Below are 26,014 nucleotides of genomic sequence, written 5' to 3' on the forward strand. Positions count from 1 at the left end.
GTCCCTTACGGAGTGTGGTTATAGCGTCCTCGCCCTTCATTTTTAGCCTTATATAACGCTTGGTCGGCACGCTTCATCGTACAGCCAAAAGTCTCTGCATGACGCTTGATTGCGGAGCCTACACTTACACTTAATGCTTTATTAGGTGTAACCATCACATTACTTGCTAAGCACAGCAATTGTTCACATATTTTCCTTAGCTGTAGCACATCATCTGTTGGTATATAGAGGGCAAACTCCTCACCACCGATACGAGCAAACAGAATCGCAGGATCCAGCTTCTGCTGGCATCTATCAACAAAATCAATTAACACTTGATCGCCCACATCATGCCCGTATTGATCGTTAATTGCTTTAAAGTGGTCAATATCCACTATTGCTAGACTATGCTTTTTTATTTGATTTTGCTGCATAAAATGGTAGAAATAGCGGCGGTTATAAGCCTTGGTTAGTACATCTGTTTTTAGTTCATCAGCTAACTTTTTATGTGCTTTAGATAAATCTGATAGCGCCAAAAAAAGCCCTGCTCCCGTAATAAGCATGCCGATTGTTCTAAACATGTCTTCAACGTAAATACCTATCCACTTAGGCTGATAAACAAACTCATCTAAAAAATCAAACGTTAACCCGATACTCCATAGAAATATACCACTGCTTAAAAATAGATAGCTGACTTTGACAACTGCCGAGGTTTGCACAAAAGAAAAGATAAAAATCAGGATGAATAAATTGATGACATCAGACAGTACGCCATTTATGTAAATATCTGCCTCTAGATGATTGTAAATCGACAAATAACCAACAACAATACCCAACAGAGTAATAATGAATAGGCTAATAAAGCATTGTTTTAATCGTTTTGAAGCCGGTGGTGAATTAACACCGCCCTCTACAGGTATCATTGTTTTTTTCATCAAGCACAACCACCATGACGGCAAGTGAGTAAAACAGTAACAAAGAGCCAAAATAAGTACAGAAAATTGCAATAATCTTCAGAGAAAAACAGTATTTGGAATGGAGTAATTAATCTAAAAGCAATCCTTCAGGATGATTTAAATTACCTAAAGCAGAACCAATGAACTTAAAGGGATGTGCTTAGCTCTTATAGGATATTGCTTATGGCACAGCTGTCTTGCATGCTCGATTTCTAACGAACATAATCTCATTGTTATTGATAAACAATGCTGCTAATTTGTTTAAGTGAGTGCTAATACTTGCTGTTTTAAATACTCATCTCGGTGTATCGACGTGTGCAAGATTTAGCAAAATTACAAAACAAGCAAAAACTAGATCTATAACGAGCACACCGAGAACGTTTGTCAACTAACAAAATCGATAGGACACATAAAAGTACAGCAGTTTTAAGGCTAGTCATCAATCATTAAAAAAGGGAAGAAAATGACCAATATTAGATTGGATGTTCAGGGAAAAAGAGATGCGCAAATATTTGTTGAGAATCTACAAAAGGCTGACCCAAAAGAGGTTGAGAGATTAATTAACTCGTACAAGTATGGAAATGAGCCAGCTTGGCATAGATTTATCAAAGGTGCCTATAATCACCCAATCACTTGGTGGATTGGGTTGTTACAAATCCAAATGCAATTGGGTATATTGGGCCATTCTAGAAAAGTGCAAGCACAAATAGCGGCAAATCAACTAGCTCAAATACTAAACCTAGCAAAAGATAGTGTGAGCAAAGACATTCTTTATGACGTATTGGTTTATAACCTGAAAAATCGCAAAGCGGATATATTAGGTCGTTTTGCTGGCGGTACTTTTACTAACTATGCAAGTACAGGAGGGCGAATTGGTAATAAAAAGTTACCTAAAAATGCAAACCGAGTAATCAGCTTATCGAATTTTACATTAGCGAGTTATGGAGCTGCTATAAAGTCAGTGGTCACGGGTCACAAAAAAATAGAGCACGTAATCCAGTCAATTCTCACTGGGCGACCGAATGGACCAACACCATATCCAAGTATATCAGGCTATAAACTATCAAAGGAGGAGTTGGAGCTACTAAAAAAAGCAGAAAATTCACTAATCGAAATGAATGCTTTAACAGATCTTTCCCCCGCACCAGTGCCTGTATCAGAGTTTTGTCTTCGTCCTGAAAACATTGATCTAAAGGGGCTTTGTAAATGAAAGTTTTTTTTCAAAATACATTAAAAGTGTTTTACGCATTTGTAGAGCAATTTGTATTTTATATTGCGGCTATAATTGCACTCCTATGTTGGGTATATTTTGAAAATATATACTTAGCAATTTCACTTTTTATTTTAATTTGTATACTTTTTTGGGCAATCCCGTCTGTTGTGAAGCGAAATAAGTAGAGCTTAAATGTTTATCATCAGGACATTTTTCGCTTTACTCTGGTTTGCGGTTAGTTCACCACTTTACCGCAAACGTCACTAAGTGAAAAACACCTGTAAAAACAATTTTAAGCATTTTTTTTAACATAATTATAGATAGTCTATAGTTATTTTAACTCACAGCAGATACCTAGCTATCAGACTCCGACAACCCAAATTAAGCCCTATTCAGTTTAAAATATCGCATTTACGTGATTATTTTTTTATGATGCCAAGCATATTTAATAACACGCTATTTAGTAATGACGAACGCTCGCTTTATTCCTTTTCGTAAATACGACATCATCACCCTGTGCCAAGCCTATCTAAATGAAGAGGATCATCAGTCATTCGCTGAATTTTCGACTATTTTGCAAAGTGTTATTCATTACCAATACCATGACTTATTAGAGTCATTAAAAAATAACTATGCCCCGTTTGATCCCAATGCAGACACACGTTTGTTAAACCCGATTGACGATAAAACACGTAAAACGCACCAAGCTAAATTCGCGCAACAGTTTGCCACTGTGCTTAATGCAGCAAATTATGAAACCATCACCAATCAGGACTTACAAGAAGCACTTAATGAAGAATCGCTTTTTAAAGTACGTTTAGCTGTGGAGTTTGATGACTTTGCCGAAGTGGTGTTTTATCGCCGTGGAGAATCTCAAAAAACAGAAACGCTACGTACTTGGTGGGGCTTAAGAAAAAAGCAAGTTCAATTTACTAATTACGATCGTGTTGCCATATTCATTCGCTTTAAAGATGAACAGTATTTTTTAGAGAAGGGCAAAAAGCCTATGGGTTTTGAGCCTAGCTCAACCATTGTTAAGCTATTTCAGAATGTTCCTAAAGCTGACTTGGAAATGCTATTTCCAAATAGCGAAGTGAAAATGCGCCCTATCGATAAACTTATTATTGGCTCTTCAGCTTTGGTAGGCGGAACTGTGGTATTGGTTACTAAATTAGGTGCATCTATTTTACTGTTAATTGCCATGATTGCTTTTTGGGGAGGCTGGCGCAGCGAAGAAGTCCACATGAGCCAACAGCACTTTATTACTTTTGCCATTGGTATGGGTGTATTTGGCAGCTTTATTTTTAAAGAATGGAGCAAGTTTAAAAACCGTAAAATTCGCTTTATGAAAGCCTTGGCAGATAACTTATATTTTAAAAATCTCGATAATAATGCGGGCGTCTTTCATACCTTAGTAGATGCAGCCGAAGAGGAAGATGTAAAAGAAGCCCTGCTCGCTTATACGTTTTTACTCAAAGCAGATGAAGCAATTAGCTCAGCCCAATTAGATCAGCGCATTGAAGCATGGTTTTACAGCACTCAGCAATGCCAACTCGACTTTGAAATTGACGATGCACTTAGCAAACTCGTCAAGCTCAACCTTGTTGAAGAAACTCAAGGTTTATATCAAGCGGTTGATTTAAAAACAGCAAAGCAACGTTTAGATGCGCGCTGGGATGGATTTTTCACCTTTGGTTAATGCTACTTTATCTCATTGAGCTTGCGTGAATAAAGGTCTACTTCTAGGATGAAATTTTCCAAATAAAAAAGACCATACCATGCAATTTAAAAAAACAATGATAATCGGGGTCAGCTTGCTATGTGCTGCGAATACGGCCCATGTTTATGCAAATGACAAGTTTGTTTCTGAGGATATCTTTCAATTAGAGTACGCTGGCGACCCACAAATTAGTCCTGACGGGAAGAAAATTGTCTACGTACGCAGCGGCTACGACATCATGAAAGATGGTAATAAACGTAGCTTTTGGCTATACGATCTAAAATCAGGTCAGCACACACCTCTTTTCGCCGATGAACACAGTTACAGCCAACCGACTTGGTCACCGGATAGCAAAAAAATTGCTTTTACCAGCAATGTAAGTGGTTCTAATCAATTACATGTTTATTGGTTAGCGCAAGACAAACAAGCCCTCTTAACTCAGCTTCCAAAATCAGTTGGCAATTTAACTTGGTCTCATGACTCAGAGCAAATCGCCTTTACGATGAACATCCCCGAAGGCAAAACAGCCTTTGCTAAATCGGTCAAACTCCCTAAAAAACCAAAAGGCGCAGACTGGTCAAAACCTGTAAAAGTAATCGAGAAAGCACGTTATCAAGCGGATGGTGCAGGTATGCTTGAGCCTGCCTACCGTCATGTATTTGTTATCCCTGTATCGGGCGGCACACCTCGTCAATTAACCTCTGGCGACTATCAACATCGAGGTCCACTCGCATGGAGCCCTGATAATACAAAACTCGCGTTTTCTGCAGATCGAAATAGTGAATGGGAATACCGCACCACCGAGTCTGATCTTTACGAAATTAATATCAAAACAGCTGAATTAACTCAGCTAACCGACCAACCAGGGCGAGAAACCAATCCTCATTATAGTGAAGATGGCGACGAGCTTGCATTTATCGCTCGCGACAATGCCCCTGTGCCTTACATTAACTCAACCCTTGCAATGCTTGATTTAGACGATAAGTCTGTTAATCATATTACCAAAGAGCTAGACCGCTCAGTTGCAGACTATAAGTGGTCTGGAAATGGCGATTTTGTCATTCAGTATGATGACTTTGGTAAGCGTAAATTGGCTAAGGTTTCTACTCGCGGCAAAGTCACTGACTTAACAGACACGCTCTCGGGTACATCAATTGGCCGCCCATATATTAGTGGTAGTTTTAGCATGGCAAATAATGGGGCCGTTGCTTTTACAACAGGCAGTGAATACCGCCCTGCTGATCTAGGTTACCTTTACAAAGGTAAAAGCAAAACTCTTACGTCATTAAATGAAGATGTATTAGGCCATAAAAAGCTCGGTAAAGTACACGAGTTGAATGTTAAGTCTCAGTTCGATGGCCAAGCAATCCAAGGTTGGTATATCACCCCTCCTGATTTTGATGAAAACAAACAATACCCACTAATGGTTGAAATTCACGGCGGCCCACACCTTGCGTATGGCCCAAGTTTTACTGCTGAGTTACAACGCTATGCCGCAGAAGGTTACGTAGTTGTGTATGTAAACTACCGTGGCTCAACAAGTTATGGTAAAGACTTTGCGCTATTACTTGATGGTAAATACAGCTCAGAGGAAGACTTTGCCGATCATAACTCAGCGGTTGATGCGATGATTGAAAAGGGCTTTATTGATAAAAATAACCTGTTTATTGCTGGTGGTTCAGCGGGTGGTATTGCAACGGCTTATGCAGTTGGTTTAACAAACCGCTTTAATGCTGCGGCGATTACTAAACCGGTGATCAACTGGTTAAGTAAAACCCTGACTGCCGACAGCTATATTGGCCAAATTCGCAACCAATTTCCGGGTATGCCTTGGGACAATGTTGAGCACTATTGGAAACGTTCACCGCTTTCATTAGTGGGTAACGTGACCACGCCATCACTTATCATGACAGGTGAAGAAGACCGCCGCACACCTATTTCAGAATCAGAGCAATTCTATCAAGCACTAAAACTACAAAAAGTAGATACCGTGCTTATTCGTGTACCAGGTTCTCCTCACGGTATTGCAGGTCGCCCTTCACGTATGATTTCAAAAATTGAATACACGCTTGCGTGGTTCAAGCAATATCATAAGTAATCATTTAAGCAGGCGCGTTGCTCTCGCGCCTGCTTAAAAATAATCACGGCTAAGCGCAAGTTGAGCACTGCCAATTGACTGCGCTTTTTCACCACATGCTCCTAAACTCACTTCACACGGCCTCAAGCCACGACTATCAAGCCTTGCAAATGCTTCTACTGATAATCGCTTAAGCAGATGCAATGCGTCAGTTGGTAATGGTGAATCAATAATAACAGCCTGCATATCTAATAAGCTTAAACTATTATGCATTGCCATACTTATAGCCTTTGCAGCTTGTTCAAGCCAAGGCAGCACAAGCGATTTATGAGCAATAAACTGGCTGTTTGTCAGTTCGTACACTGATAGCTCAAGTTGTTGTTGATCAAATATTGTTTGCAGTGTGAGTAATGAGCACTTGCTAAGTAACTGCTCGCGCTCAGTATTAAGCATTGAGCCTATCGCACCTGCATTACCACTTTTACCTTCAAGAAGCTGATTATTAATCACTACTGCTCCCCCTAAAAAAGCCCCCAAATAAACATATAAAAAATCTCGGTAATTATTTGGGTTGCCAAGACTTAATTCAGCGCAACAGGCTGCATTATTATCGTTACTGATATAAACAGCTAAATTAAACTGTTTTTCTAAATAACTTTTTAAATCGAAACCTTGCCATTGGCTTAATGAGCTCTCTAATGAACCCGAGACAGCTTGCCACTGCCAAATATCAAATGGCATCGCGACACCTAAACCACACACACGCGTGCGAAGTTCTGGCTCTAATCGATTGATTAGTTTTGTAATATGAGTGTCTAAAAATGATTTCAGTTCATCAACCGACGGTTCACTTACCTCAACTGACACTGAAGCTCTCTGCTCACTTTGTAAGTCAATCAAAATGAGGTCAAAACGACGTCGTCCAACTTTTAACCCTAAGCTAAACGCCCCATTTGGGTTAAGTCTAAATGGGATACTTGGCTGCCCCACCCGCCCTTTAACGGGTGCATCACGAAGCAAAAGTTTATCTTCTTCTAGTTTATTAATATTCACCGTTGCAGCTTGAGCAGACAAAGATAACGCCTTGGCTATTTGCGCTTTAGGCATGCTTTCGTGCAGCCTGATTAAGCTCAAGATAGCTCGTTCGTTATTGCTTCTTGGTAAACGCGATAAACTGCTCTTCATAACATCCTTCTTGATATAACTTTCATAAGCGGCTATTAGACCTGTTTGGCGTACTATCTACTAGTCAAAATAATAAATCAACTAGGTTGATTTATTATTTATAGTCGTGAATACTGTCGGCCACAACAATTTGAACACATTAATCTGGTGAATTATGCAAACACAGTCTGCTATTGTATCGCGCCAAATGCTTTGGCCATTTATTTTGCTTATAGTTTGCTTTGCTGCTTGGGGTGCTGCGGCCAATATGACAGACCCATTAGTTAAAGTTTTCAGTAAAACCTTTTCGATGAGTGCGTTGCAATCGGCATTAGTGCAGTTTAGTTATTATGGTGCTTATTTTTGCTTAGCTTTGCCTGCGGCAATGATCAATAGACGCTTTAATTATAAAGCCGGTCTATTGGTTGGTTTAGCAATGGCAGCCTGTGGAGCCCTACTGTTTTATCCTGCAAGCCAAACCATGATCTATAGTCACTTTTTATTGGCCTTGTTTATTCTTGCAGGTGGTTTATCTATTTTAGAGACCTCTGCAAACCCTTATGTAATGCAGTTAGGATGTGAAAAAACAGCCACACGACGCCTTAATTTAGCACAAGCATTTAATCCTGTGGGTACCAATATTGGTGTATTTTTAGCCGCCACTTTAATTTTACCAAATTTAAATCAGGCCGACAGTGCAAGCCGCGCCCTAATGACTGAAACACAATTAAAAACGGTTGTAAGTAGCGAGCTAAACGCAGTCATGGTGCCGTACGTTGGCATGGCATGCTGTTTAATCTTTTTGTGGTTATGTATCTTCTTTAGTCGCTCACCTATTGCTGTTACAAAAGCGACGACACAACCTCGTAAACTTAAAATTACCTTCAAGAATTTATATCAAAATAAGCACTATCGACTTGGTGTACTTGCACAATTTTTTAATGTTGGTGCGCAAACCTGTGTCTGGACTTACACTATTGGCTATACCATGGAAGCGCTGGGTAGTAATGAAGTGACTGGCGGACAAGTACTACAATACTCAATGCTTGTATTTTTAGTATCAAGGTTTCTAATGACATGGTTAATGCGCTTTATAAGTGGTACTAAATTACTTTATATGATGGCGTTAGCCGCTGCGATTTTATGTGCGTTTGTTATCACCCAAGTCAATTTATTCGGGGTACTTGCCTTGATTGCTATTTCAAGCTGTTTATCTTTAATGTTTCCAACTATTTATGGCACAGCGCTCGATGGGTTAGGTGATGACGCTAAAGTAGGTGCTGCGGGGCTGGTCATGGCTATTTTAGGGGGCGCATTTTTACCACTCATACAGGCATCAATCATTGATCTTTCAAATACGGCAAGCTCATTCATTGTCCCGCTATGCTGCTTTCTAGTTGTTGCTTTATATGCTCGCATTTGCAGAAAATCTGCACGTTAGCTTCACCTTAAATTAACTCTGAGTATATGAAGTAACAAAACAGTATGTAATAAAAGGCTTCAGCGGCAGTTTTGAAGCCTTTTCACATTGTACTTTATGAGTATAAAATGTGAAAATTAACGCCTTTGTAACTACCTAAAAGTAAGTATGAAACCGCTCAAGCCGCACTTTCGACAATCCTCTAAACTTTATATTCATACCTTGTCCTCTCATTTTAGTTTTTTTTTAGTTAAGTATGTTTGTTTCTTTTGTGGCTGCTTTTTAAGCTTTATATTGCACGACAAGTTTAACGTGCCGATTGTTGTTGCAGCGGCAGGGGCTGGTTTACTGGGTACCTTTATTCCTTTTCCAAGGTATTTTAAATCCCACCCTTACTCAGCTATTTATGCGGGTAGTTTCGCGGGTATGTGCTCTTCAAGCTTAATTGCGAATTATTGGGAGCTTGGGCTTATTTCATTTTTAGGTGCATGCTTATACATTTTAACCATGAACCTATTTGCTGGCTTTGGTGGGCGATTAGGTAGTATAGCGTTTGCCAGTGTTGCGCTTTACATGTTAGCTAAAGGAGTTGTTGCATGAACTTAGTCATTATATTACTTGTTGTGCTGGCGGCATTTGCAACCTACTTGTTAGCTCATCATAATCGCTTTGACGGTATTAGAGCGTCTGCATCATTATCAATTATTGCATATTGTGTACTGTACTTTATTACACCAGATGTTGAGCTGTATAGCATTGCTTTTTTTGGCGGTACGTTTATTGGTATGAGTGCCCCAAAACGCTTTGGAATTTTTACACTCGCTATCTCAGCATTGCTTTTTTCAATATTATTTGAGTATTTAGTGCCACTATTAGATGGCTATGGTGGAGCATTAGGGTTAAGTGCGTTTTTGTCCGTATGTATTTGTCACATCGGGATTTTACTTGGCGCACCACGCAGTAAAGCCTCAGCGAAAGAGTAGTATTTAATACTCTGCGTTGAATTACTGCCGACCAAGGTCGCATATTATTTAATCAAAAACCGCCCTATATTTTTAACATGTTGTAAACATCTCTCACTAAAAATATAGGAGCCTCATCATGGCGGGCGAATATAAACAACACTATACACAATTTCAGCGCGACCCTGGCCAATTTTGGCTTGAGCAAAGTAAACGGATCCCATGGTTTAATGCACCCACTGAACCGTATCAATATGACAAAAACGATTTTTATCATTGGTTTGCCGACGGCAAGCTGAATACCTGTTACTTAGCCCTTGACCAGCACGTCGAGGCTGGATTTGCAGAGCAAACTGCGCTTATTTACGACTCCCCTGTTACCAACACTAAACAACAATACAGTTATGGCGAGTTACAAACTCAAGTAGCTCAATTTGCGGGTCTCATGCAATCTCTTGGCGTGACAAAAGGCGATCGAGTCGTTATTTATATGCCCATGATCCCGCAGGCAGTGATTGGTATGCTAGCTTGTGCACGACTTGGTGCAATACATTCTGTGGTATTTGGCGGCTTTGCTCCGCATGAACTTGCTGTACGTATTGACGACGCGAAGCCAAAGCTGGTGCTTACAGCCTCTTGCGGCGTTGAAATTAATCACATTATTGAATACAAACCTCTGCTCGATGAAGCATTAGACAATGCAAAACACCCAGTCGAACACTGCATTGTGTTTCAACGTGAACAAGCTATTGCGACAATGCAAGATGGCCGTGATATTGATTGGCAATCGGCAAGTGAAAATGCACCACAAGCTCAACCTGTTGCAGTGAATGGGGACGATCCCCTTTATATTCTTTATACCTCTGGCACAACAGGTACACCAAAAGGCGTTGTTAGAGAAAATGGCGGTCATGCGGTAGCTATGCATTACAGCATGGAAACTGTGTATGGCATGAAGCCTGGTGAGGTTTTTTGGGCTGCATCAGATATCGGCTGGGTAGTCGGTCATTCATATATAGTCTATGCCCCATTAATTTATCGCTGTACAACCGTGTTGTACGAAGGTAAACCCATTAGAACACCTGACGCCAGTGCCTTTTGGCGAGTTGTTGCCGAATATAATGTCACAGCACTTTTTAGTGCCCCAACAGCATTTAGAGCAATAAAAAAAGAAGATCCTAACGCAGAAGGCTTTAAAAAGTACGACACGTCGTCATTGAAGCGTTTATTTCTAGCGGGTGAACGGCTCGATCCACCCACCTACGAATGGCTTCAAGAACACACCAGATTACCGGTACTTGATCACTGGTGGCAAACTGAAACGGGCTGGGCTATTGCTTGTAACCCTATTGGTATAGAACAGCTTGCTACAAAGCCTGGAAGCTCGACGGTGCCTACCCTGGGCTTTGATGTACAAATTTTAGATATGAATGGCGAGCGTTGTGCGCCGAACGAAAATGGGGCTGTAGTGATAAAGCTGCCTTTACCCCCTGGCTGCTTACCCACTATTTGGCAAAATAATGAGCGCTTTAAAGCGGGTTATTTAAGTGAGTACCCAGGCTATTACTTATCTGGTGATGGCGGCTACATTGATGATGACGGTTACTTATTCATTATGGGGCGCACGGACGATGTTATTAACGTGGCAGGGCATCGTTTATCAACCGGAGAAATGGAAGAGATTGTTGCAGCCCATCCAGCTGTAGCCGAGTGTGCCGTTTTTGGCGTTAACGATACATTAAAAGGCCAACTGCCAATGGCAATGATTGTGCTAAAAGATGACTATTTGGGCGACAGCAAAGAGGTGGAACAAGCGCTTATTCATTCGGTTAGGCATCAAATAGGAGCCATTGCTTGTTTAAAGAATATTTTGCACGTTGAACGCCTGCCGAAAACCCGCTCTGGAAAAATACTCAGAAAGAACTTGCGCCAATTGGTCGATGGTGAAGAGCTGCAAATTCCCTCAACCATTGATGATGCGAGCATTTTTGATGAAATCAACCAACAACTACGCAATCGCTGATTTGCTTTTGTAATGTTACCCAAAGGCCTTGTAGTGAAAGGCCTTTCTTCCTTGTGCTATTCTAAACATATTATACTTTATGTTGCTGTTTCATTTTATACATCATTTCATCCGCATGCTGAAGCAAAGTTTTAATACTATTACCATTAATTGGATATAGCGAAATACCATAACTTACACTCACAGGGTAAGGCGTGTGATATTTTTTAGCTGCCCGCTTAACAGCTTCTGTACAGCGCATTGCGACTTCATTACATAGCTTCAAAGAAGAGAGTGATGGCAGTATAACCACAAATTCATCTCCGCCAATACGGGCTAAAGTATCTTGTTCTCGCAGCTGAAGTAATAGCTGTTCACTAATCGTAATAAGTAAGTTGTCTCCTTGCTCGTGACCAAATGTATCATTAACGAGTTTAAAGTTATCCAAATCAATATAGATAATCGCAAAGGGCTGTGTGCCTTGCTTATCTTGCATAAAAGCATGTAACTGAATATCTAAGCCTCGCCGGTTCAACAATTTTGTCAGTGGATCCTGATTTACAAGTTCTGTCAAAAACTGACGTTTTTCGACGATCGAAGAAATATCATCAAACGCACCAATATAATGACTAACACAGCCCGCTTCATCGTAAAGTGCATCAATCGACAACATTTCAGGAAACACCTCGCCCGATTTACGCTTGTTCCATACTTCTCCTTGCCAGCGACCTGACAACAGCAACTCTTTCCACATAGCTGCATAAAACTCTGCGGGTTGTTGTTTTGCTGAAAGAATTGCGGGACTTTTACCAACAACATCTTCTTTTTTATAACCCGTTATACGCTCAAATGCAGGGTTTACATCAACAATTTTAGGCTCGGGAGTGGTAATTAAAATACCCCGACTTGTGGTCGAGAAAACCGCCGTAAGTAATTTTATTTTTTCATTACACTTAACCTCATCTGTCACATCCTCTAAATAGCCATTCCACTCAATACTGCCATCACTTTGAGCAATTGGTGATGACTTTCCTTCAACCCAAATAACCCCTTTTATTGGATGATTTATACGATACACTTGATGCCATTGAGTGAGGTTTGTTTTTGAATCTGCAATACTTTGCTCAACGCGTTGCAGATCATCAGGATGGACAGCTTGCATGGCCAACTCAGCGCTTTGAAGAATTTGCTCAGCAGAGCAGCCGTAAATGTCCTTCACTTTAGAAGAGGCAAAAGGAAATGATTCGTTATCATGTTTATCTATAACGTGCTGATACACAAAGCCAGGTAAGTTATCTGTAAACCTTTGTAATTTATTATGTAAGGATTCTACTTCACACTCTTTTTGCCATTGCTCGGTTATATCAATGTGTACACCAAACATCCACTCAGGTTTGCCATGTTCATCCCAGCTTTTTACTTGACCTTTATCGAGAACTTTTACCCAATGCCCGTTTTTATGTTTCATCCTAGCTTCGCAGATATAGCGTTCTGAAAGGCCGTTAAAATGCGCTTCTAATAATGCTTGTGAACGGGGTAAATCATCAGGATGAGCGTGGTTTAACCACGTTTCAATTGAAACAGGTTGTAAATCAGCTAAACAAAAACCAATAATTTTTGCCCATTTTTCATTAAAAACGGTTTCACCTGTTTGTACGTTCCACAGCCAAATGCCTGCGTCACCACACTCTAATATTGACTCTGCTATATCAAAGCCTAATTGGGACTTTATTTTTTCATAACCATCACTGAATGTCATAGCATGCCTTGTTATCTGGCTAGCACGAAAAAGCAAGCCTTATTTATTATTTTAGATAACAAAGGTTAAAAACTCTAAAAATGAAAATTGAATGTTTGATTTAGCGCAAATCAAGGATTAAATGGGCCAATCAACCACATCGGTATTATCAATACTCGGTGTAATTTGCCTTTCTCCGTCCCATTTCCGAATGTAACATCCCGTAGGGTCATATAAGGCTGTTTGCTTATTTATATGGAAATGGCGACCGCCCCGAGGGTCAACACCCACACCTGCGATATATTGCCAATTCCCCCAATTCGCAGCTACGTCGTAATCAATAAGTTGTTGCTCAAAATAAGCTGCCCCATATCGCCAATCCACTGCAAATTCGTTGACTAAACAACTTGCAGCTATTTGCCGTGCACGATTAGAAATATAGCCTGTCGAATTGAGTTCGTTCATGATTGCATTCACTAGTGGAAATGGCGTCCTGCCTTGGCACCAGGCTAAAAATCGATGACTGTTAAATGTATGTAAGGGAGGTGACTCTTTTTGCCCTTTAAAACGAAACAGCTTTGCACCAAACAACTTCGCATGCCATTTAAAATACTCACGCCAAAGTAGCTCAAACTTAATCCAATAGGTTGACTCATTCGCACCATTTTCTTGTTCGTATTTGGCAACCTCGTGGTAAAGTTGCTTAACACTTATTGTACCGCTGGCAAGCCAAACACTGAATTTTGTACTATTGCTAAAGCCGTCTAACTCGTTACGTGTTTCTTTATAACTACTGGGTGCTTTAGATGAGAAGTAGTCATTACAATGCTGCTGGGCTGCAATTAAACCACCACAAAAACTCCCAGACTGAGCTGAACTTTCAGGGATCACGTTTTCTGGACATAGCTGTACAGGATGTGGCAGTTGAGATACCGCCTCAAGCGAAGCTGCAACGAATGTTGGCTCAGACTCTACTTTTTTGCGAAAGGCAGTAAAGTTTTTAGGCAAATTATGAAGCTGAAATGGTAAGTCTCGTTCTGTAAACAAGGTATCTTGCTGGTAGGTTTTTATAATAACATCAGGGCATAACTCGCTGATTTTACTTAGCTGCTTTTGCTCGTAATAACCCACTTGCTCTGTGCAAACTAATTTACTGATAGCGTATTGTTTTAACCGCTGACTAATAACAGTTTCAGGCTCACCGGTAATCACATGTAAGGTTTGCCCAATTGCTTCAAGCGCATCAGCGAGAGCATGCAGACTCTCAATTAAAAACCGATACTTTTGCTCGCCATAGGGTTTTAATTGATAATTACTCTGCTTGAACCAACGCGGCTCGACAACAAACACTAAATCAAGTTCACCTTGAAACGTCGCTAAGTCAGACAAGATGACATTATCAATCAGCCTTAAATCATTTTGTAGCCAGTATAAAACACGCTTTTTCATGGTTTCGCTCACATCATTTTAATAATGATACGCATAAATGAGCTATTTAGTTTTATCTACCAAGAAATTTAAGCATCTTGCTCTTTACTCATCAACTCACTCATACGCTGCATAAGCTCTTGCTCAGTAAGATCTTCTTTGTGTGTGCCGATAGTCCAAATATGACCAAACGGGTCTTCTAACGTCCCTGATCTGTCGCCATAGAATTGATCGTGCACTGGGCGCAGCTCTTTTGCCCCTAGCGATAAGGCTTTTGCGAATACCGCATCAACATCTTCAACATACAGCATAAGACTCACTGGAGAGCCCCCTAATTGCTGTGGAGACTTAAATTCTATATCAGGGCAATTATCAGATAGCATGATATGAGAGTCGGCAATTTTTATTTCGCCGTGAGCGACACCGCCATCAGGCAAGGGCATTTGCATTATAAGTTCGGCATCAAATGCTTGTTTGTAAAACTCTATCGCCTTAGTGGCACCGTCTATAACCAAATACGGGGTTACCGCATGGAAACCTTTAGGAATTGCAGAAACAGCCATGTTACACCTCAACGTTAAATGTGTGATTTATAAAGGTAGCAGCTGTTGTGCAATTTCACGTTATAAATTTACTTTGCTAATGGCTTTGCAAAGTTGGGCCTAGGTAGCTTTTCGAGTATGGCGTATAAATATAGGCTAAACACCGCCGTTATTTATAACGCATTACCTGTAATCATTTAATATTTCATTTGATTTTAAACTCATACAAACGAATTAACTATTATTAAAAAGCGTTAATTTAAATCATAACTACTCCAAAAAAGACTAATCTAAATAGAAATTATTATTGATTGTATTCGCCATTTCTGTACTATACGCACGTCCAATAAATGGATAACTTATAAAAAGAACTGGAACCTACAATGAAATCAATCAAACCAAGCTTACTAACACTGGCTATTGCAGCTCAGTTTTCAGCGTTTGCTGACGATGCTAAGCCTAAGCAAGATATGGAACGCTTAGTAATCACTGCAACGGGCTTCGAACAGAAAGTAACTGAAGCGCCCGCAAGTATCTCTATCATTACTAACGAAGATATAAAATCTCACTCATTTACATCAGTGCTAGATGCTGTGCAGTATTTAGAAGGTATCGACATTGGCACGACACGAGATAAAACGGGCCAAGGCAGTGTGAGTATGCGTGGTTTAACAGGCGAGTACACCCTGTTATTGATTGATGGTAAACGCCAAAATAACCATGGCGATATTTACCCAAACAATTTTGGTGGCAACGCGTTTAACCACGTACCACCGGTCGATGCCATTGAACGTGTTGAAGTTATTCGCGGTCCTGCATCAACGCTTTATGGTGCTGATGCACTTGGCGGTGTAATTAATATCATCACTAAAAAGCACACTGATAGCTGGAGCGGTGCTGTTTCATTTAGCCGTTCATTACAGCAAAACGATGATTTTGGTGATGACATTACCACTGACTTTAGTGTGATGGGTCCGCTTATCAAAGACGTATTAAGTTTAGGTGTACGCGGCAGTGTATACGAACAACAAGCATCATCGCCAACATTCGAACCTGCAACTGATCCTAATGGTGTTGTACATAACCGCTCACTCGGCTTTGGTAGTGGTGGTCGTACGGTTGATAACACAAACGAGCAGTATGGTTTTACTTTAACTTATACCCCGTTTGAGTCTCATCATTTACGTTTTGATTATGATAACTCAAGCCAAGTGTATGACAACACGCCAAGCTACGACATTGAATCGGGCACGATTACCTACCCGCTTGGCACAAAAGACAATATTGAATCAATTTGGCAAGACCGCCGTGGTCAAGTTAACCCGCGCGCAGGTTATGCAGCTGATCAAGAGTTTGATCGTGAATGGTGGTCACTCAGTTACGATGGTGAGCTTGAATGGGCAACTGTTAAGGCCTCTGTTTCTTATGTTGATACACAAAATAACGGCCGTACTTTACCACTTAGTGTAAGCGAGCGTTTAGAGCTGCAAGCTATGTACGATGGCACTGGCGAATACGAAGGGTTGGATGAGCAAGCACGTAAAGACTTAGCAGAAGAAACCTTCTTACCACGCCCTGCTCGTCCACTTGAAAGCAGCCAATACACCTATGACTTACGTTTTGATATTCCAATTACAGGGCGTTTTGGTAGCCATAACCTAGCAATTGGTGGCCAACTTATCGACGGCGAGTTAAAAGACGGTGTATTCGGCCTTGAAAGCGATCAAGCAGGTCAAGTACAAGAGCAAAACATGTACTCAGTATTTGCCGAAGATAACTGGATGGCAACTGACAACTTTACCTTCACATTAGGTGCTCGTTACGATGACCATGATGTATTTGGCAGCCAAGTATCACCACGCGTTTACGGTGTGTACAACTTATCAGATACTTGGACGTTAAAAGGGGGTGTGAGTACAGGTTATAAAACACCACAAACAACCGATCTTTACGACGGTATCACAGGGTTTGGTGGTCAGGGCACAAGCCCATTTGCAGGTAACCCAGACCTAGAGCCAGAAACCAGTGTGAATTCAGAAATCGCACTTTACTGGAACTCTTTAGACGGCGATCACAATATCAATGTGACTTACTACAACACCAAGTTTGAAGACAAAATTGCCCGCGGCGATACTATTTTAAGCTGTGAGCAAACGAACAATGTTCGCCCTTGTGTAAACTTAGGTCAGTACGATCAACTTGGCTACGATAGCTACAGCCAAAAAATCAATATCGATGAAGTAGATCTACAAGGTGTTGAAATTGCAGGTCAATACACTATCACTAAAACGGTATCGATTAACGGTAACTACACGTGGACTGATAGCGAACAAAAGAGCGGTCCTGAAGAAGGTCAGCCATTAACTAACTCAGCTGAGCACATGGCAAACCTTACCCTAAACTGGGAAGCCACTGATTTTATGAATCTGTACCTTCAAGGTGTGTATCGTTCTGACCGTTACCGCGGCTGGGATAACGTGCACGACAAAGCGCTTTACTATAAAAACTACAACCTACTTAATTTAGGTGCGCAGTTTTATGTAAATGAGTACGTGCAAATCAATGCCCGTGTAAACAACCTATTAGACGAAGATTTCACATCTTATAGCACAAGCTATACCGACTTAAATGGTGATGGTGAATATGAGTACCTAACAGGTCGCGGTGTAGTTAGCGAAGTAACATTCACAGACGACTACAACGTGAAAGATAAAGGTCGTAACTTCTGGATTGGTGTTACCGCTTACTTCTAAGTTTTAACTCCCTGAAAATAGACAGCATGCAGTCATGTGCTGTCTATTTTTCTTACTGACTCTATTCTTATTACTGTCACTAAACTGCCAACTTCACACACTAAGCTAATGATACCTGCGTAAGCTTATTTGTCAGTCTATGGAACATATCCTTACAGCCAGCGGCATATCTATTAGTTATCAAGATGAAGGCGATAAACATGCGCCTGTTATTATCTTGATCATTGGTTTAGGGGCGCAATACACGGTGTGGCCAGATAGCCTTTATTATGGACTCGTTGAAAAAGGTTTTAGGGTCATCCGTTTTGATAATCGTGATGCGGGTTTGTCATCAAAACTAGATGAGTTTGGCAAACCGAGCTTGCTAAAACATTGGCTAAGTCGACGCTTTCCTATTCGCACTAATTTACCTTACTCGTTAGATGACATGGCTCGTGATGTAAAGCAATTCATGAACGCTTTAGACATAAAAAAAGCCCATTTAGTGGGGGCTTCTATGGGCGGCATGATTGCGCAAATTGCCGCCGCGAAGTATAAAAAACGTATACTGAGCTTAACCTCTATTATGTCGAGCAGCTCGCCTTTGTCGTTTTCAAGTTCAAATATTAACCTGCTGGTAAAGCTTGCTAAAATAAGACCTCGCAGCAGCAATAAAGAAGCCGCTATTGAATATAATGTTCGGCTAAACCAACTCATTGGCAGCCCTGCTTACCCGCAAGATGAACACACTTTATATGCCAACGCCGAACGCTATATTACACGCGCTCACAATAACCAAAGGGGTTTTAAACGTCAGCTTGCGGCCATTGCCGCAACGCCATATCGTGAGCAACTTTTAAAGAAAATTAAAGCCCCTACTTTAGTGATCCATGGCAGTGCAGATCCTGTTATGCCATTATCTGGTGGGATTCATACGGCGCAACTTATAAAGCGTAGCAAGCTCAAAGTTATACCAGGGATGGGTCACGATTTTCCGCCAGCCTTAATGAAAAAGATAACCAAATGGATTAGCAAACACGCCCATAAAGCGTCACAAAAAAGTATACCTAAAACAAAGCATGCCCATAGCCACTTTAAAAAATGACTATGAGAGCGAATAACTTAAGCACTAAATTGATGCCAAGGACCTCTAATAGCCAATGTTTTAGCTGGAGAGTAAACATTCACAAACAAAGTACTACCATCTGGTGAAAAACAGGCTCCCGCCAGCTCGGTTTGCGCAACTAAACGAGCAAAATTATAAACTTGGCCCTGTGGTGTTACACCACGCAAGTGATTATCAACTACATCGGTATATTGGTCTTCACACACAATTAAATGACCATTAGGTGACACGGTTAGGTTATCGCCAAAGTTATAAAGGGTTTTGCTGCTACTTTCGACAAACAAGGAGATTTTACCAGGTTGCTCAGCTTCTTTATCCGTGCCTTCAAACGCTGATGGCTGATATTTCATAACCTGACCCAGTTGTTTTTTACCGCCGTTGGTACAACAAAAATACAGTTCTTTATCACCCCAATGAATACCTTCACCACGGGCAAATAATGCTGCTCCTTGTTTATATCCACGCAGGCGTAAGTCGTCTTTTGGGCTTTCAGGGTTATCTAGATTTACCCACTCAACCTCAAATTCTTGATGTAACCCCATGGTTTTTTTATTCCAGTTACGGCTATCGAATTGTGGCTTACCTTTTACCACCATAGCTTGTAATTGCCCGCCTTTATGCAGCTTACCATATTCATTAGGAATAAAACGATAAAAGACACTGTCGCCTTTGTCTTCCGTTAAATAAACAATGCCCGTACGCGGGTCAACCGCTGCAGCTTCATGGTTGAATCGCCCCATTGCTGTTAATGGCTCTGGTTTAATTAGGCCTTTACTATTTGCTGGCACTTCAAAAATATAACCATGATCTTGATTGAATCCATCGGCTTTTGTATCGGTAGTTTCTTCACAAGTTAGCCATGTTCCCCAAGGGGTAATCCCCCCTGAACAATTACGAATAGTCCCTACTAACGACAAATACTCTTGCTCTTTTTGATGTGTTTTTAAGTTATAAATGATGTGGCTAGTTCCACCTGGTAACGCAACACCGTCACTGTTAGTATCGAATGCGAGAGGGGTTTTATGGTTTGCAATACTCGCTTCAGCTTTTGCTAAATCTTTTGGCTTGAGTTCATGGTTACGCACTAAAGCAACGTGATCATTACCAAGTGCGATACAGCCCATACCATCGGCTTTATCAGGGACCGTAAATCCATCAGACATTTTTTCACCAAGCCTAGAAATAACTTGATAACTAAACCCAGCTGGTAGATCTAACAATTTATTAGGATCTGAAAGTAATGGGCCAAAACCACTTATTGATGTTTTAAGATCACTTAATGAAACATTTCCCATGGCACTTTTAGACAATCCTAAAAAAGCTAAAGTACCCGCCCCGACTAAAAATTCTCGACGTGAAACCATGCTAACTCCAAGCTGAAAGCAGCTTTATCATACAAATAAAAAAGCATTATAAAGCAATAAACCACCAAAAAGTTACATTATCACAATATTCACGAAAATGTCATAAATCACTGTTGTAGCTACTCTTTAGTTGTGATCAAGATTCATTTTCTTTCTTACTTCTCAAAACGATAATTTACAAAAACGGCCAACTGCTGCTTAACACTGTCTCCCACTAACGGGCTTTTTTTGATTGTTGAGTCTAACGTTTCAATACGGTAAGTCGCTTGGATGGACCAATGTTCGTTAAAAATATAAGCAAGATTCAACGCAGTAAATGGATTAATAGCAGAGCGAGTTTGATAAGCATATCGACCGTATTCTGGGGCAATGTTCTTCTTAGAGATGCCATAGAGATATTGGGTGTACTTTTCATCTTGCCAGTAGAGACCAAGATCAGCACTGAGCTGTAAACCCAAACCTTTACCATAAATAGGTAGGTGATACCTCGCAAGTAAAGTAAGTCCTTCTGAGTGGTTAGAAATATCTTGCGCTAAACGTAAAAACAACTGTTTATACTGTAACTGAGTTCTAAAAGTAAGCTCCCCTTTACCATCTTTATAATTTGTAAATACCTCGTCGTCTGACAACTCATCACTAAAAATTAAGCTACTATCGTAGGTCTCATCACGAAAACTTAGCCCCATGGTGGCTTCAAATTCTGCACCATACAAAAAAGCATATTGCACTAGGCCGTATTTAGGACCAATACGCCACGCACCTTTACGCGCATTAAAATATGGAAGCGACATCGTTTGTATATCGTAACCATGCCAAGGAGTATCGATTGCAAGCTGCCCTGCCCCCACATCCATTTGCCATTTATCTGTTTGCTCTTTTGCTTGAGCACCGTTGATAAATAATGATGCAAAGCAATAAGCAAGGATGAACGGATAAGAAAATAAACTATTTCGCAGAATTTCATGTTTGGTCATGATAATGTCCCTATATTGATGTTTAATAACAATATAACGCTCATCTGATGGGCAAACATGCTGCAAATGTCACAAGTTTAAACGTGACATTTGTCATATACATAAACAGATAAATGCGGATTAAAATAAAGACATGAACAAATTTTTACGTCTTTTTGTACAGCGCAGCGACTTTCTGCTTTCAGCAGTCACTTGGCTATTTGTATTTATTTACACCTCGCATGCATGGTCACTCAACACACAAACACTGGCACTCGATTACACACCAATGCATGTTGCAATAGTCAGCTGTTTATTTATTAGCTTTTTCGCATTTTTAATTTACTTTGAGTTTTTTAGGCGTCGTTTGAAAAGTTATCAAACAGTTATTTTAAACGTCACTATCATCAATGTATTACTACTAATGTGGCTATTTAATATTGGCTTTGTGGCAATTTTATTGATCATCTTCTTAGTCAAATTCAGTGATTACGAACCAAGAAAATCAGTACTTTACCTCCTTATATGCTTGCCCTTTTTTATGGCGTTGGTTCTTCATTATGGTTTCGAAAAAGAGTTTGTTTTGTTAAATGGTCTGGCATTTACCTTGTACAATAGCTTTGCATATCGTTTTGCAACACGGCTTATTTCTGAACGTAAAGCGAAAGAGCAAGCTGCGCATTTGTTACGCGAATTAAGAGCAACTCAATCACTTTTAAACGACACTGCAACTCGCGATGAGCGTATTCGTATAGCCCGTGATTTACATGACACGCTTGGCCATCATTTAACAGGGCTGAGCATTCATTTAGAAGTAGCCAGTCACTGCGCAAGTGCTCAAGCACCTAAGCATGTTGCTAAAGCCCAGCAGATAACACGCTTATTACTCAGTGACGTGCGTGATTCAGTGTCATCAATGCGTGAAAACCAAACTATCGACTTATACGCATCATTGAACTCTTTATGCAGTGATGTCGCAGGCTTAAATGTCACACTTGAGTATGATCCGGCAATCAAAATCAGTGATGCACTCTTAGCGCAAACCTTATTTCATGCAATTCAAGAAGCAATAACAAATACAATAAAGCACAGTGATGCCGATGAGCTTAACATTACTTTACGGCTCGAAAATCAAACGGTGCAATTGCATATAAAAGATAATGGCAATAAAAGCGCTGAACTTAATTTAGGTAATGGTTTAAAAGGCATGCAAGAGCGATTGGCTTTAGTGAAAGGAGCCATTGAGTTCAAGCACAGTGATAACGGCTTTGCGATTAATGCAACCCTACCCCATAAACTTAATCCACATACATTGGCGTAACATTATGATTAATGTGCTATTGGTTGATGACCAAACTTTACTAAGAGAAGGGCTCAAAAGCTTATTAGCGTTAAAAGACAACATTCATGTTGTCGCTGAAGCAGATAATGGTCGTTCCGCTTTGGCTGTACTTAATCAATGCGCTGTGGACGTTGTGCTTTTAGATATTCGTATGCCTATTTTAGATGGTATTGGCGTGCTCAAAACAATGCAGAAACAGGGATTAACTCAACCCGTATTAGTGCTTACAACTTTCGATGATAGTGAGCAAGTACTTGAATGTATTCGCTATGGTGCAAAAGGTTATGCATTAAAGGATATTAATTTAGAACGACTAGTGTCTGCCATCGAAACACTGGCTAGTGGCGGCTCTGCACTTTCACCGGCAATTACGCAGAGAATACTTAACAACCCAATTAAGTCTCACAGTGAGCCAACCTTATTACCTGATAAGTTAAGTAAAAGTGAGCTTAGGGTACTTAATTTAATTGCTGCGGGCTACTCAAATTCAGAAATAGCCCAAGCATTATATAAATCAGAAGGTACAATTCGTAATCAAGTATCGTTTATTTTACGAAAGCTAGATGTGCGCGATAGAACACGAGCCGCTCTGAAGGCTATTGATTTAGGCTTAATTTAGACCAAGCTAGTGCTAAGCTTCGGCTAAATCACCATAACTAGTGACTAAATTACGTCCATCATGTTTAGAGCGATAAAGGGCATCATCCGCACGTTTTAAAACATCTTCCCAAGAGGTTTCTTGATTTTTTGATATTGCAACACCCGCACTAATGGTTAAATGCACTGCTTCACCTTCAATATACAAGGGTGTTCTCGCGACTTTTTTACGAATACGCTGTGCAAGTAATTCGACATCTTGAGGCTTTAAGTGACTGACTAAAACAGCAAACTCTTCACCGCCTAAACGAAAATTATGGTCATATCCTCTTAACTGCTGCTTTGCAATCTTAGTTACATGTTTCAAGGCTTTATCACCTTGTATATGACCAAACCTATCATTCACTGATTTAAAGTAATCAATATCAAACACGATAAATGCAAGGCGAAAATTATTTCTAGAACAGCGTTTAATTTCATTGCTAGCGACCTTTTCAAGTGCTTTTCGGTTATACCACCCCGTTAAATGGTCAGTAAAAGAATACTCTCGAAGGGCTAGCTCTTTTCGCCATGTTACGACCACTGAAAAGGAAATGGTTAATAAAAATACAAATGCGATAACAGCTAAACTGCCAACATCTAATAAAAGGCCTTTATCTAACCACGGATAATTCTCTACACCTGCTAATAAAAAATAACCACGTATTAAAAGTTGCGCAGCGAATATAAATAAAATGCCTATTAATAAATAATACCCTCTGCCAACTTCTTCTTTACGGTGTTTCCAAAGTGCCATAGTTGCTGAAATATCAAGTGCTGCAACCACCGGATACAAGGCTACAATTCTTAACTCAACAGACTCAACCATCGGAGGAAGCAGATTAATCAAGTAAGTACTCACAAATACTATAGCGACTAATAGCCAAGTAGAGCGGTCATACAAACAACGTGATACACCACTAAATAAGGCGGCATGCGCGCCAAGGTAACAAGCATTAGCAAACGAGGGATGAAAAATCCAAGAAAGGGAAACTTGCGTCGCTACAATTCCGACTAAGTTAGAGACAAAAAATAGGACTCCACATACAAGCCAATCAAGCAAGTATTTTTCATTACGACTAACGATGAAAAGCGCAGCCATTGTAAGCATCATAATAAAGCTAACCAAGGCTGTGCAAATGAGCAATGTGTGAAGATCCATTCTTATTATTGTCCCTGCATGTGAAATTTTAGGCGTGGATAATAAACCAACAGAAATTATTAGTCCAACAGCCTGCATCAGAACATAAGCACTATAAATATTATTATATTTAACGGTATACGTCTTTTATCGGGACATTCTGTCAACACAAGAATTAACTTTGGCTTAACAGAGGTAATGTTATTATTTGTATTTTTGTTATTTATATTAATTTGAGATTCATTTTTTATTAATAAGATATTAAGTAGTATAAAACTACTTAATATCTTTATTGAGTAACTATTTTATCCTATCAGGCTCGCTCATCCTTTGGGGAGTCCATAACGACATGTGAAGTAATTGTCCTTACCTGAGGTATTGAGCCCAATACATCAGCGTGAAATGATTTATACGCTTTAAGATCGACTGTTTCGACTCTTAGCAAGTATTCGTACGAGCCTGTCACATTATGGCACTCTTTAACCTCAGCTATAAACTCAAGGGCTTGCTCAAATGCTAGCTGTGATCGTGTTGAGTGTTCATTCAAACCAACCCCCACATAGGCTATAAACCCTAGACCCACTGCTTGGTTATTAATAATGGCCCGATAACCAGAAATAACACCAGAACGCTCAAGTTCCTGTACTCTGCGCAGGCAGGCTGATGGTGATAATCCAACTTTCTCTGCAAGTTCAGCATTAGCAATTCGGCCATTGCGCCTTAGCTCATGCAATATTCTCTCATTTATACTATCTCTTTTCATTTATTGTTGCTCTATGTCATCCATATAAACAATATTAAGCGGTAAAATTGCATCAACCTCAAGCTATAATTGCATTTCTAAAAATATGGAGAAGTGATAATGACTTTTGAGATCCTTACTGCACTAGCGCTATTTGCCTTAGTTTCATCAATTACACCAGGTCCTAATAATTTGATGTTAATGAGCTCTGGCGCGAATTTTGGTTTTCGTAGAACAATGCCACACTTACTTGGCGTAACACTTGGATTCATGTTAATGCTAATACTTGTTGGACTAGGTGTTATGCAAGTGTTTGACTTATTTCCATCAAGCTACCTCATTCTCAAAGTATTTTGTGTTGCTTACCTGTTCTATCTTGCGTTTAAGATTGCCACCAGCAATGGGCAACAAGCCTCTAACCACAACAGTGATCCTTTTACTTTTACCCAAGCTGCATTATTTCAATGGGTTAATCCAAAAGCATGGGCAATGGCACTAAGTGCTATTGGTCTTTACGCACCTGATAAAAATCTACTCTCTGTTTTTATTGTTAGTATCGTTTTTGGCGTCGTTAACTTACCATGCGTGTGCTCTTGGACTTTGCTCGGACAAAAACTTCAGCACTATCTTGGGAACCCGATACGCTTAAAAGTATTTAATTATATTATGGCAGGGCTATTAATCGTTTCTGTATTGTTTAGCTTATTTTGAACTTGTCGCAGCACAAAAGGCTAGCGTCACAACAGAGTAGATTTTAGTGTAAAAATCTTTCTATGC

Annotated in this window: 21 protein-coding genes; 12 read left to right on the plus strand and 9 right to left on the minus strand. The window is 40.2% G+C overall.

The genetic code is table 11. The features are described 5' to 3' along the window. Window positions 1-5: 5 nt before the first annotated feature. Window positions 6-914, minus strand: a complete 909-nt coding sequence (locus NYF15_RS10200) for a GGDEF domain-containing protein (RefSeq protein ID WP_371353479.1) — start codon at window positions 912-914, stop codon at window positions 6-8. A 484-nt stretch (window positions 915-1,398) separates the two neighbouring features. Between NYF15_RS10200 and NYF15_RS10205 the strand changes: the two genes are divergently transcribed. From NYF15_RS10205 to NYF15_RS10215, 3 genes are all read left to right on the plus strand, one after another. Continuing rightward, the gene (locus tag NYF15_RS10205; RefSeq protein WP_371353480.1) at window positions 1,399-2,145 is read left to right on the plus strand and encodes a hypothetical protein; all 747 of its coding nucleotides are present in this window, start codon (window positions 1,399-1,401) and stop codon (window positions 2,143-2,145) included. Window positions 2,146-2,614: 469 nt separating this feature from the next. Beyond that, window positions 2,615-3,847, plus strand: a complete 1,233-nt coding sequence (locus tag NYF15_RS10210) for a TMEM143 family protein (protein WP_371353481.1) — start codon at window positions 2,615-2,617, stop codon at window positions 3,845-3,847. A 79-nt stretch (window positions 3,848-3,926) separates the two neighbouring features. Beyond that, a complete protein-coding gene (locus tag NYF15_RS10215; protein ID WP_371353482.1) occupies window positions 3,927-5,966 on the plus strand; it encodes a prolyl oligopeptidase family serine peptidase in 2,040 nt (679 codons plus the stop codon). 33 nt (window positions 5,967-5,999) lie between these two features. Here NYF15_RS10215 and NYF15_RS10220 read toward each other — a convergent pair whose 3' ends face one another. Continuing rightward, window positions 6,000-7,130, minus strand: coding sequence for an ROK family protein (locus tag NYF15_RS10220; protein WP_371353483.1), 1,131 nt, complete (start codon window positions 7,128-7,130; stop codon window positions 6,000-6,002). A 154-nt stretch (window positions 7,131-7,284) separates the two neighbouring features. Between NYF15_RS10220 and fucP the strand changes: the two genes are divergently transcribed. The 4 genes from fucP to NYF15_RS10240 all read left to right on the plus strand — a co-directional run bounded on the left by fucP (window position 7,285) and on the right by NYF15_RS10240 (window position 11,514). Further along, window positions 7,285-8,550 (plus strand): L-fucose:H+ symporter permease, encoded by a 1,266-nt coding sequence (gene fucP / locus NYF15_RS10225; RefSeq protein WP_371353484.1) that lies wholly within the window; start codon window positions 7,285-7,287, stop codon window positions 8,548-8,550. Window positions 8,551-8,823: 273 nt separating this feature from the next. Continuing rightward, on the plus strand, window positions 8,824-9,129 hold the full coding sequence (locus tag NYF15_RS10230; RefSeq protein ID WP_371353485.1) for a hypothetical protein: 306 nt from the start codon (window positions 8,824-8,826) through the stop codon (window positions 9,127-9,129). After that, window positions 9,126-9,512 carry a hypothetical protein gene (locus NYF15_RS10235; RefSeq protein ID WP_237119526.1) on the plus strand — a complete coding sequence of 129 codons (387 nt, stop codon included), beginning with the start codon at window positions 9,126-9,128 and terminating at the stop codon, window positions 9,510-9,512. The genes NYF15_RS10230 and NYF15_RS10235 overlap by 4 nt, the downstream gene beginning before the upstream one ends. A gap of 118 nt (window positions 9,513-9,630) precedes the next feature. Then, a complete protein-coding gene (locus NYF15_RS10240) occupies window positions 9,631-11,514 on the plus strand; it encodes a propionyl-CoA synthetase (RefSeq protein ID WP_371353486.1) in 1,884 nt (627 codons plus the stop codon). Between the two features lie 70 nt (window positions 11,515-11,584). Here the strand turns inward: NYF15_RS10240 and NYF15_RS10245 are convergent, their stop codons facing one another. From NYF15_RS10245 to NYF15_RS10255, 3 genes are all read right to left on the minus strand, one after another. Continuing rightward, on the minus strand, window positions 11,585-13,252 hold the full coding sequence (locus tag NYF15_RS10245) for a diguanylate cyclase domain-containing protein (protein ID WP_371353487.1): 1,668 nt from the start codon (window positions 13,250-13,252) through the stop codon (window positions 11,585-11,587). Between the two features lie 117 nt (window positions 13,253-13,369). Further along, window positions 13,370-14,680: a DASH family cryptochrome gene (locus NYF15_RS10250; RefSeq protein WP_371353488.1), complete on the minus strand. Its 1,311-nt coding sequence runs from the start codon at window positions 14,678-14,680 to the stop codon at window positions 13,370-13,372. A 68-nt stretch (window positions 14,681-14,748) separates the two neighbouring features. Then, window positions 14,749-15,222, minus strand: a complete 474-nt coding sequence (locus NYF15_RS10255) for a VOC family protein (RefSeq protein ID WP_062570431.1) — start codon at window positions 15,220-15,222, stop codon at window positions 14,749-14,751. A gap of 362 nt (window positions 15,223-15,584) precedes the next feature. Between NYF15_RS10255 and NYF15_RS10260 the strand changes: the two genes are divergently transcribed. Further along, window positions 15,585-17,954 (plus strand): TonB-dependent receptor domain-containing protein, encoded by a 2,370-nt coding sequence (locus tag NYF15_RS10260; protein ID WP_130151161.1) that lies wholly within the window; start codon window positions 15,585-15,587, stop codon window positions 17,952-17,954. A 139-nt stretch (window positions 17,955-18,093) separates the two neighbouring features. Then, window positions 18,094-19,038, plus strand: a complete 945-nt coding sequence (locus NYF15_RS10265; RefSeq protein ID WP_371353489.1) for an alpha/beta fold hydrolase — start codon at window positions 18,094-18,096, stop codon at window positions 19,036-19,038. 17 nt (window positions 19,039-19,055) lie between these two features. Here NYF15_RS10265 and NYF15_RS10270 read toward each other — a convergent pair whose 3' ends face one another. Together NYF15_RS10270 and NYF15_RS10275 are read right to left on the minus strand one after the other, a co-directional pair. Beyond that, entirely contained in the window at window positions 19,056-20,423 is a 1,368-nt protein-coding gene (locus NYF15_RS10270; protein WP_341804025.1) for an alkaline phosphatase PhoX, read from the minus strand. 155 nt (window positions 20,424-20,578) lie between these two features. Beyond that, window positions 20,579-21,397, minus strand: a complete 819-nt coding sequence (locus NYF15_RS10275; protein ID WP_237119536.1) for a MipA/OmpV family protein — start codon at window positions 21,395-21,397, stop codon at window positions 20,579-20,581. A gap of 133 nt (window positions 21,398-21,530) precedes the next feature. Between NYF15_RS10275 and NYF15_RS10280 the strand changes: the two genes are divergently transcribed. Further along, on the plus strand, window positions 21,531-22,697 hold the full coding sequence (locus NYF15_RS10280; protein ID WP_371353490.1) for a sensor histidine kinase: 1,167 nt from the start codon (window positions 21,531-21,533) through the stop codon (window positions 22,695-22,697). 4 nt (window positions 22,698-22,701) lie between these two features. Next, window positions 22,702-23,337, plus strand: a complete 636-nt coding sequence (locus NYF15_RS10285; protein ID WP_237119538.1) for a response regulator transcription factor — start codon at window positions 22,702-22,704, stop codon at window positions 23,335-23,337. A gap of 12 nt (window positions 23,338-23,349) precedes the next feature. Here NYF15_RS10285 and NYF15_RS10290 read toward each other — a convergent pair whose 3' ends face one another. Together NYF15_RS10290 and NYF15_RS10295 are read right to left on the minus strand one after the other, a co-directional pair. Further along, the gene (locus NYF15_RS10290; protein WP_371353491.1) at window positions 23,350-24,516 is read right to left on the minus strand and encodes a GGDEF domain-containing protein; all 1,167 of its coding nucleotides are present in this window, start codon (window positions 24,514-24,516) and stop codon (window positions 23,350-23,352) included. A gap of 292 nt (window positions 24,517-24,808) precedes the next feature. Continuing rightward, a complete protein-coding gene (locus NYF15_RS10295; protein WP_371353492.1) occupies window positions 24,809-25,258 on the minus strand; it encodes an Lrp/AsnC family transcriptional regulator in 450 nt (149 codons plus the stop codon). A 99-nt stretch (window positions 25,259-25,357) separates the two neighbouring features. Between NYF15_RS10295 and NYF15_RS10300 the strand changes: the two genes are divergently transcribed. Further along, on the plus strand, window positions 25,358-25,948 hold the full coding sequence (locus NYF15_RS10300; protein WP_237119539.1) for a LysE family translocator: 591 nt from the start codon (window positions 25,358-25,360) through the stop codon (window positions 25,946-25,948). Window positions 25,949-26,014 lie beyond the last annotated feature (66 nt).

It is taken from the genome of Pseudoalteromonas sp. 68 DY56-GL68, from assembly GCF_041414825.1.
In the GTDB taxonomy this organism is placed as follows: domain Bacteria; phylum Pseudomonadota; class Gammaproteobacteria; order Enterobacterales; family Alteromonadaceae; genus Pseudoalteromonas.

What these genes read in the sequence shown, in the direction of transcription:
- NYF15_RS10275 (WP_237119536.1), bottom strand. Translation starts at nt 21,397, where the DNA reads ATGACCAAACATGAAATTCTGCGAAATAGTTTATTTTCTTATCCGTTC.
- NYF15_RS10300 (WP_237119539.1), top strand. Translation starts at nt 25,358, where the DNA reads ATGACTTTTGAGATCCTTACTGCACTAGCGCTATTTGCCTTAGTTTCA.
- NYF15_RS10285 (WP_237119538.1), top strand. Translation starts at nt 22,702, where the DNA reads ATGATTAATGTGCTATTGGTTGATGACCAAACTTTACTAAGAGAAGGG.
- fucP (WP_371353484.1), top strand. Translation starts at nt 7,285, where the DNA reads ATGCAAACACAGTCTGCTATTGTATCGCGCCAAATGCTTTGGCCATTT.
- NYF15_RS10235 (WP_237119526.1), top strand. Translation starts at nt 9,126, where the DNA reads ATGAACTTAGTCATTATATTACTTGTTGTGCTGGCGGCATTTGCAACC.
- NYF15_RS10280 (WP_371353490.1), top strand. Translation starts at nt 21,531, where the DNA reads ATGAACAAATTTTTACGTCTTTTTGTACAGCGCAGCGACTTTCTGCTT.
- NYF15_RS10290 (WP_371353491.1), bottom strand. Translation starts at nt 24,516, where the DNA reads ATGGATCTTCACACATTGCTCATTTGCACAGCCTTGGTTAGCTTTATT.
- NYF15_RS10270 (WP_341804025.1), bottom strand. Translation starts at nt 20,423, where the DNA reads ATGGTTTCACGTCGAGAATTTTTAGTCGGGGCGGGTACTTTAGCTTTT.
- NYF15_RS10210 (WP_371353481.1), top strand. Translation starts at nt 2,615, where the DNA reads ATGACGAACGCTCGCTTTATTCCTTTTCGTAAATACGACATCATCACC.
- NYF15_RS10295 (WP_371353492.1), bottom strand. Translation starts at nt 25,258, where the DNA reads ATGAAAAGAGATAGTATAAATGAGAGAATATTGCATGAGCTAAGGCGC.
- NYF15_RS10265 (WP_371353489.1), top strand. Translation starts at nt 18,094, where the DNA reads ATGGAACATATCCTTACAGCCAGCGGCATATCTATTAGTTATCAAGAT.
- NYF15_RS10245 (WP_371353487.1), bottom strand. Translation starts at nt 13,252, where the DNA reads ATGACATTCAGTGATGGTTATGAAAAAATAAAGTCCCAATTAGGCTTT.
- NYF15_RS10200 (WP_371353479.1), bottom strand. Translation starts at nt 914, where the DNA reads ATGAAAAAAACAATGATACCTGTAGAGGGCGGTGTTAATTCACCACCG.
- NYF15_RS10250 (WP_371353488.1), bottom strand. Translation starts at nt 14,680, where the DNA reads ATGAAAAAGCGTGTTTTATACTGGCTACAAAATGATTTAAGGCTGATT.
- NYF15_RS10240 (WP_371353486.1), top strand. Translation starts at nt 9,631, where the DNA reads ATGGCGGGCGAATATAAACAACACTATACACAATTTCAGCGCGACCCT.
- NYF15_RS10260 (WP_130151161.1), top strand. Translation starts at nt 15,585, where the DNA reads ATGAAATCAATCAAACCAAGCTTACTAACACTGGCTATTGCAGCTCAG.
- NYF15_RS10215 (WP_371353482.1), top strand. Translation starts at nt 3,927, where the DNA reads ATGCAATTTAAAAAAACAATGATAATCGGGGTCAGCTTGCTATGTGCT.
- NYF15_RS10255 (WP_062570431.1), bottom strand. Translation starts at nt 15,222, where the DNA reads ATGGCTGTTTCTGCAATTCCTAAAGGTTTCCATGCGGTAACCCCGTAT.
- NYF15_RS10220 (WP_371353483.1), bottom strand. Translation starts at nt 7,130, where the DNA reads ATGAAGAGCAGTTTATCGCGTTTACCAAGAAGCAATAACGAACGAGCT.
- NYF15_RS10205 (WP_371353480.1), top strand. Translation starts at nt 1,399, where the DNA reads ATGACCAATATTAGATTGGATGTTCAGGGAAAAAGAGATGCGCAAATA.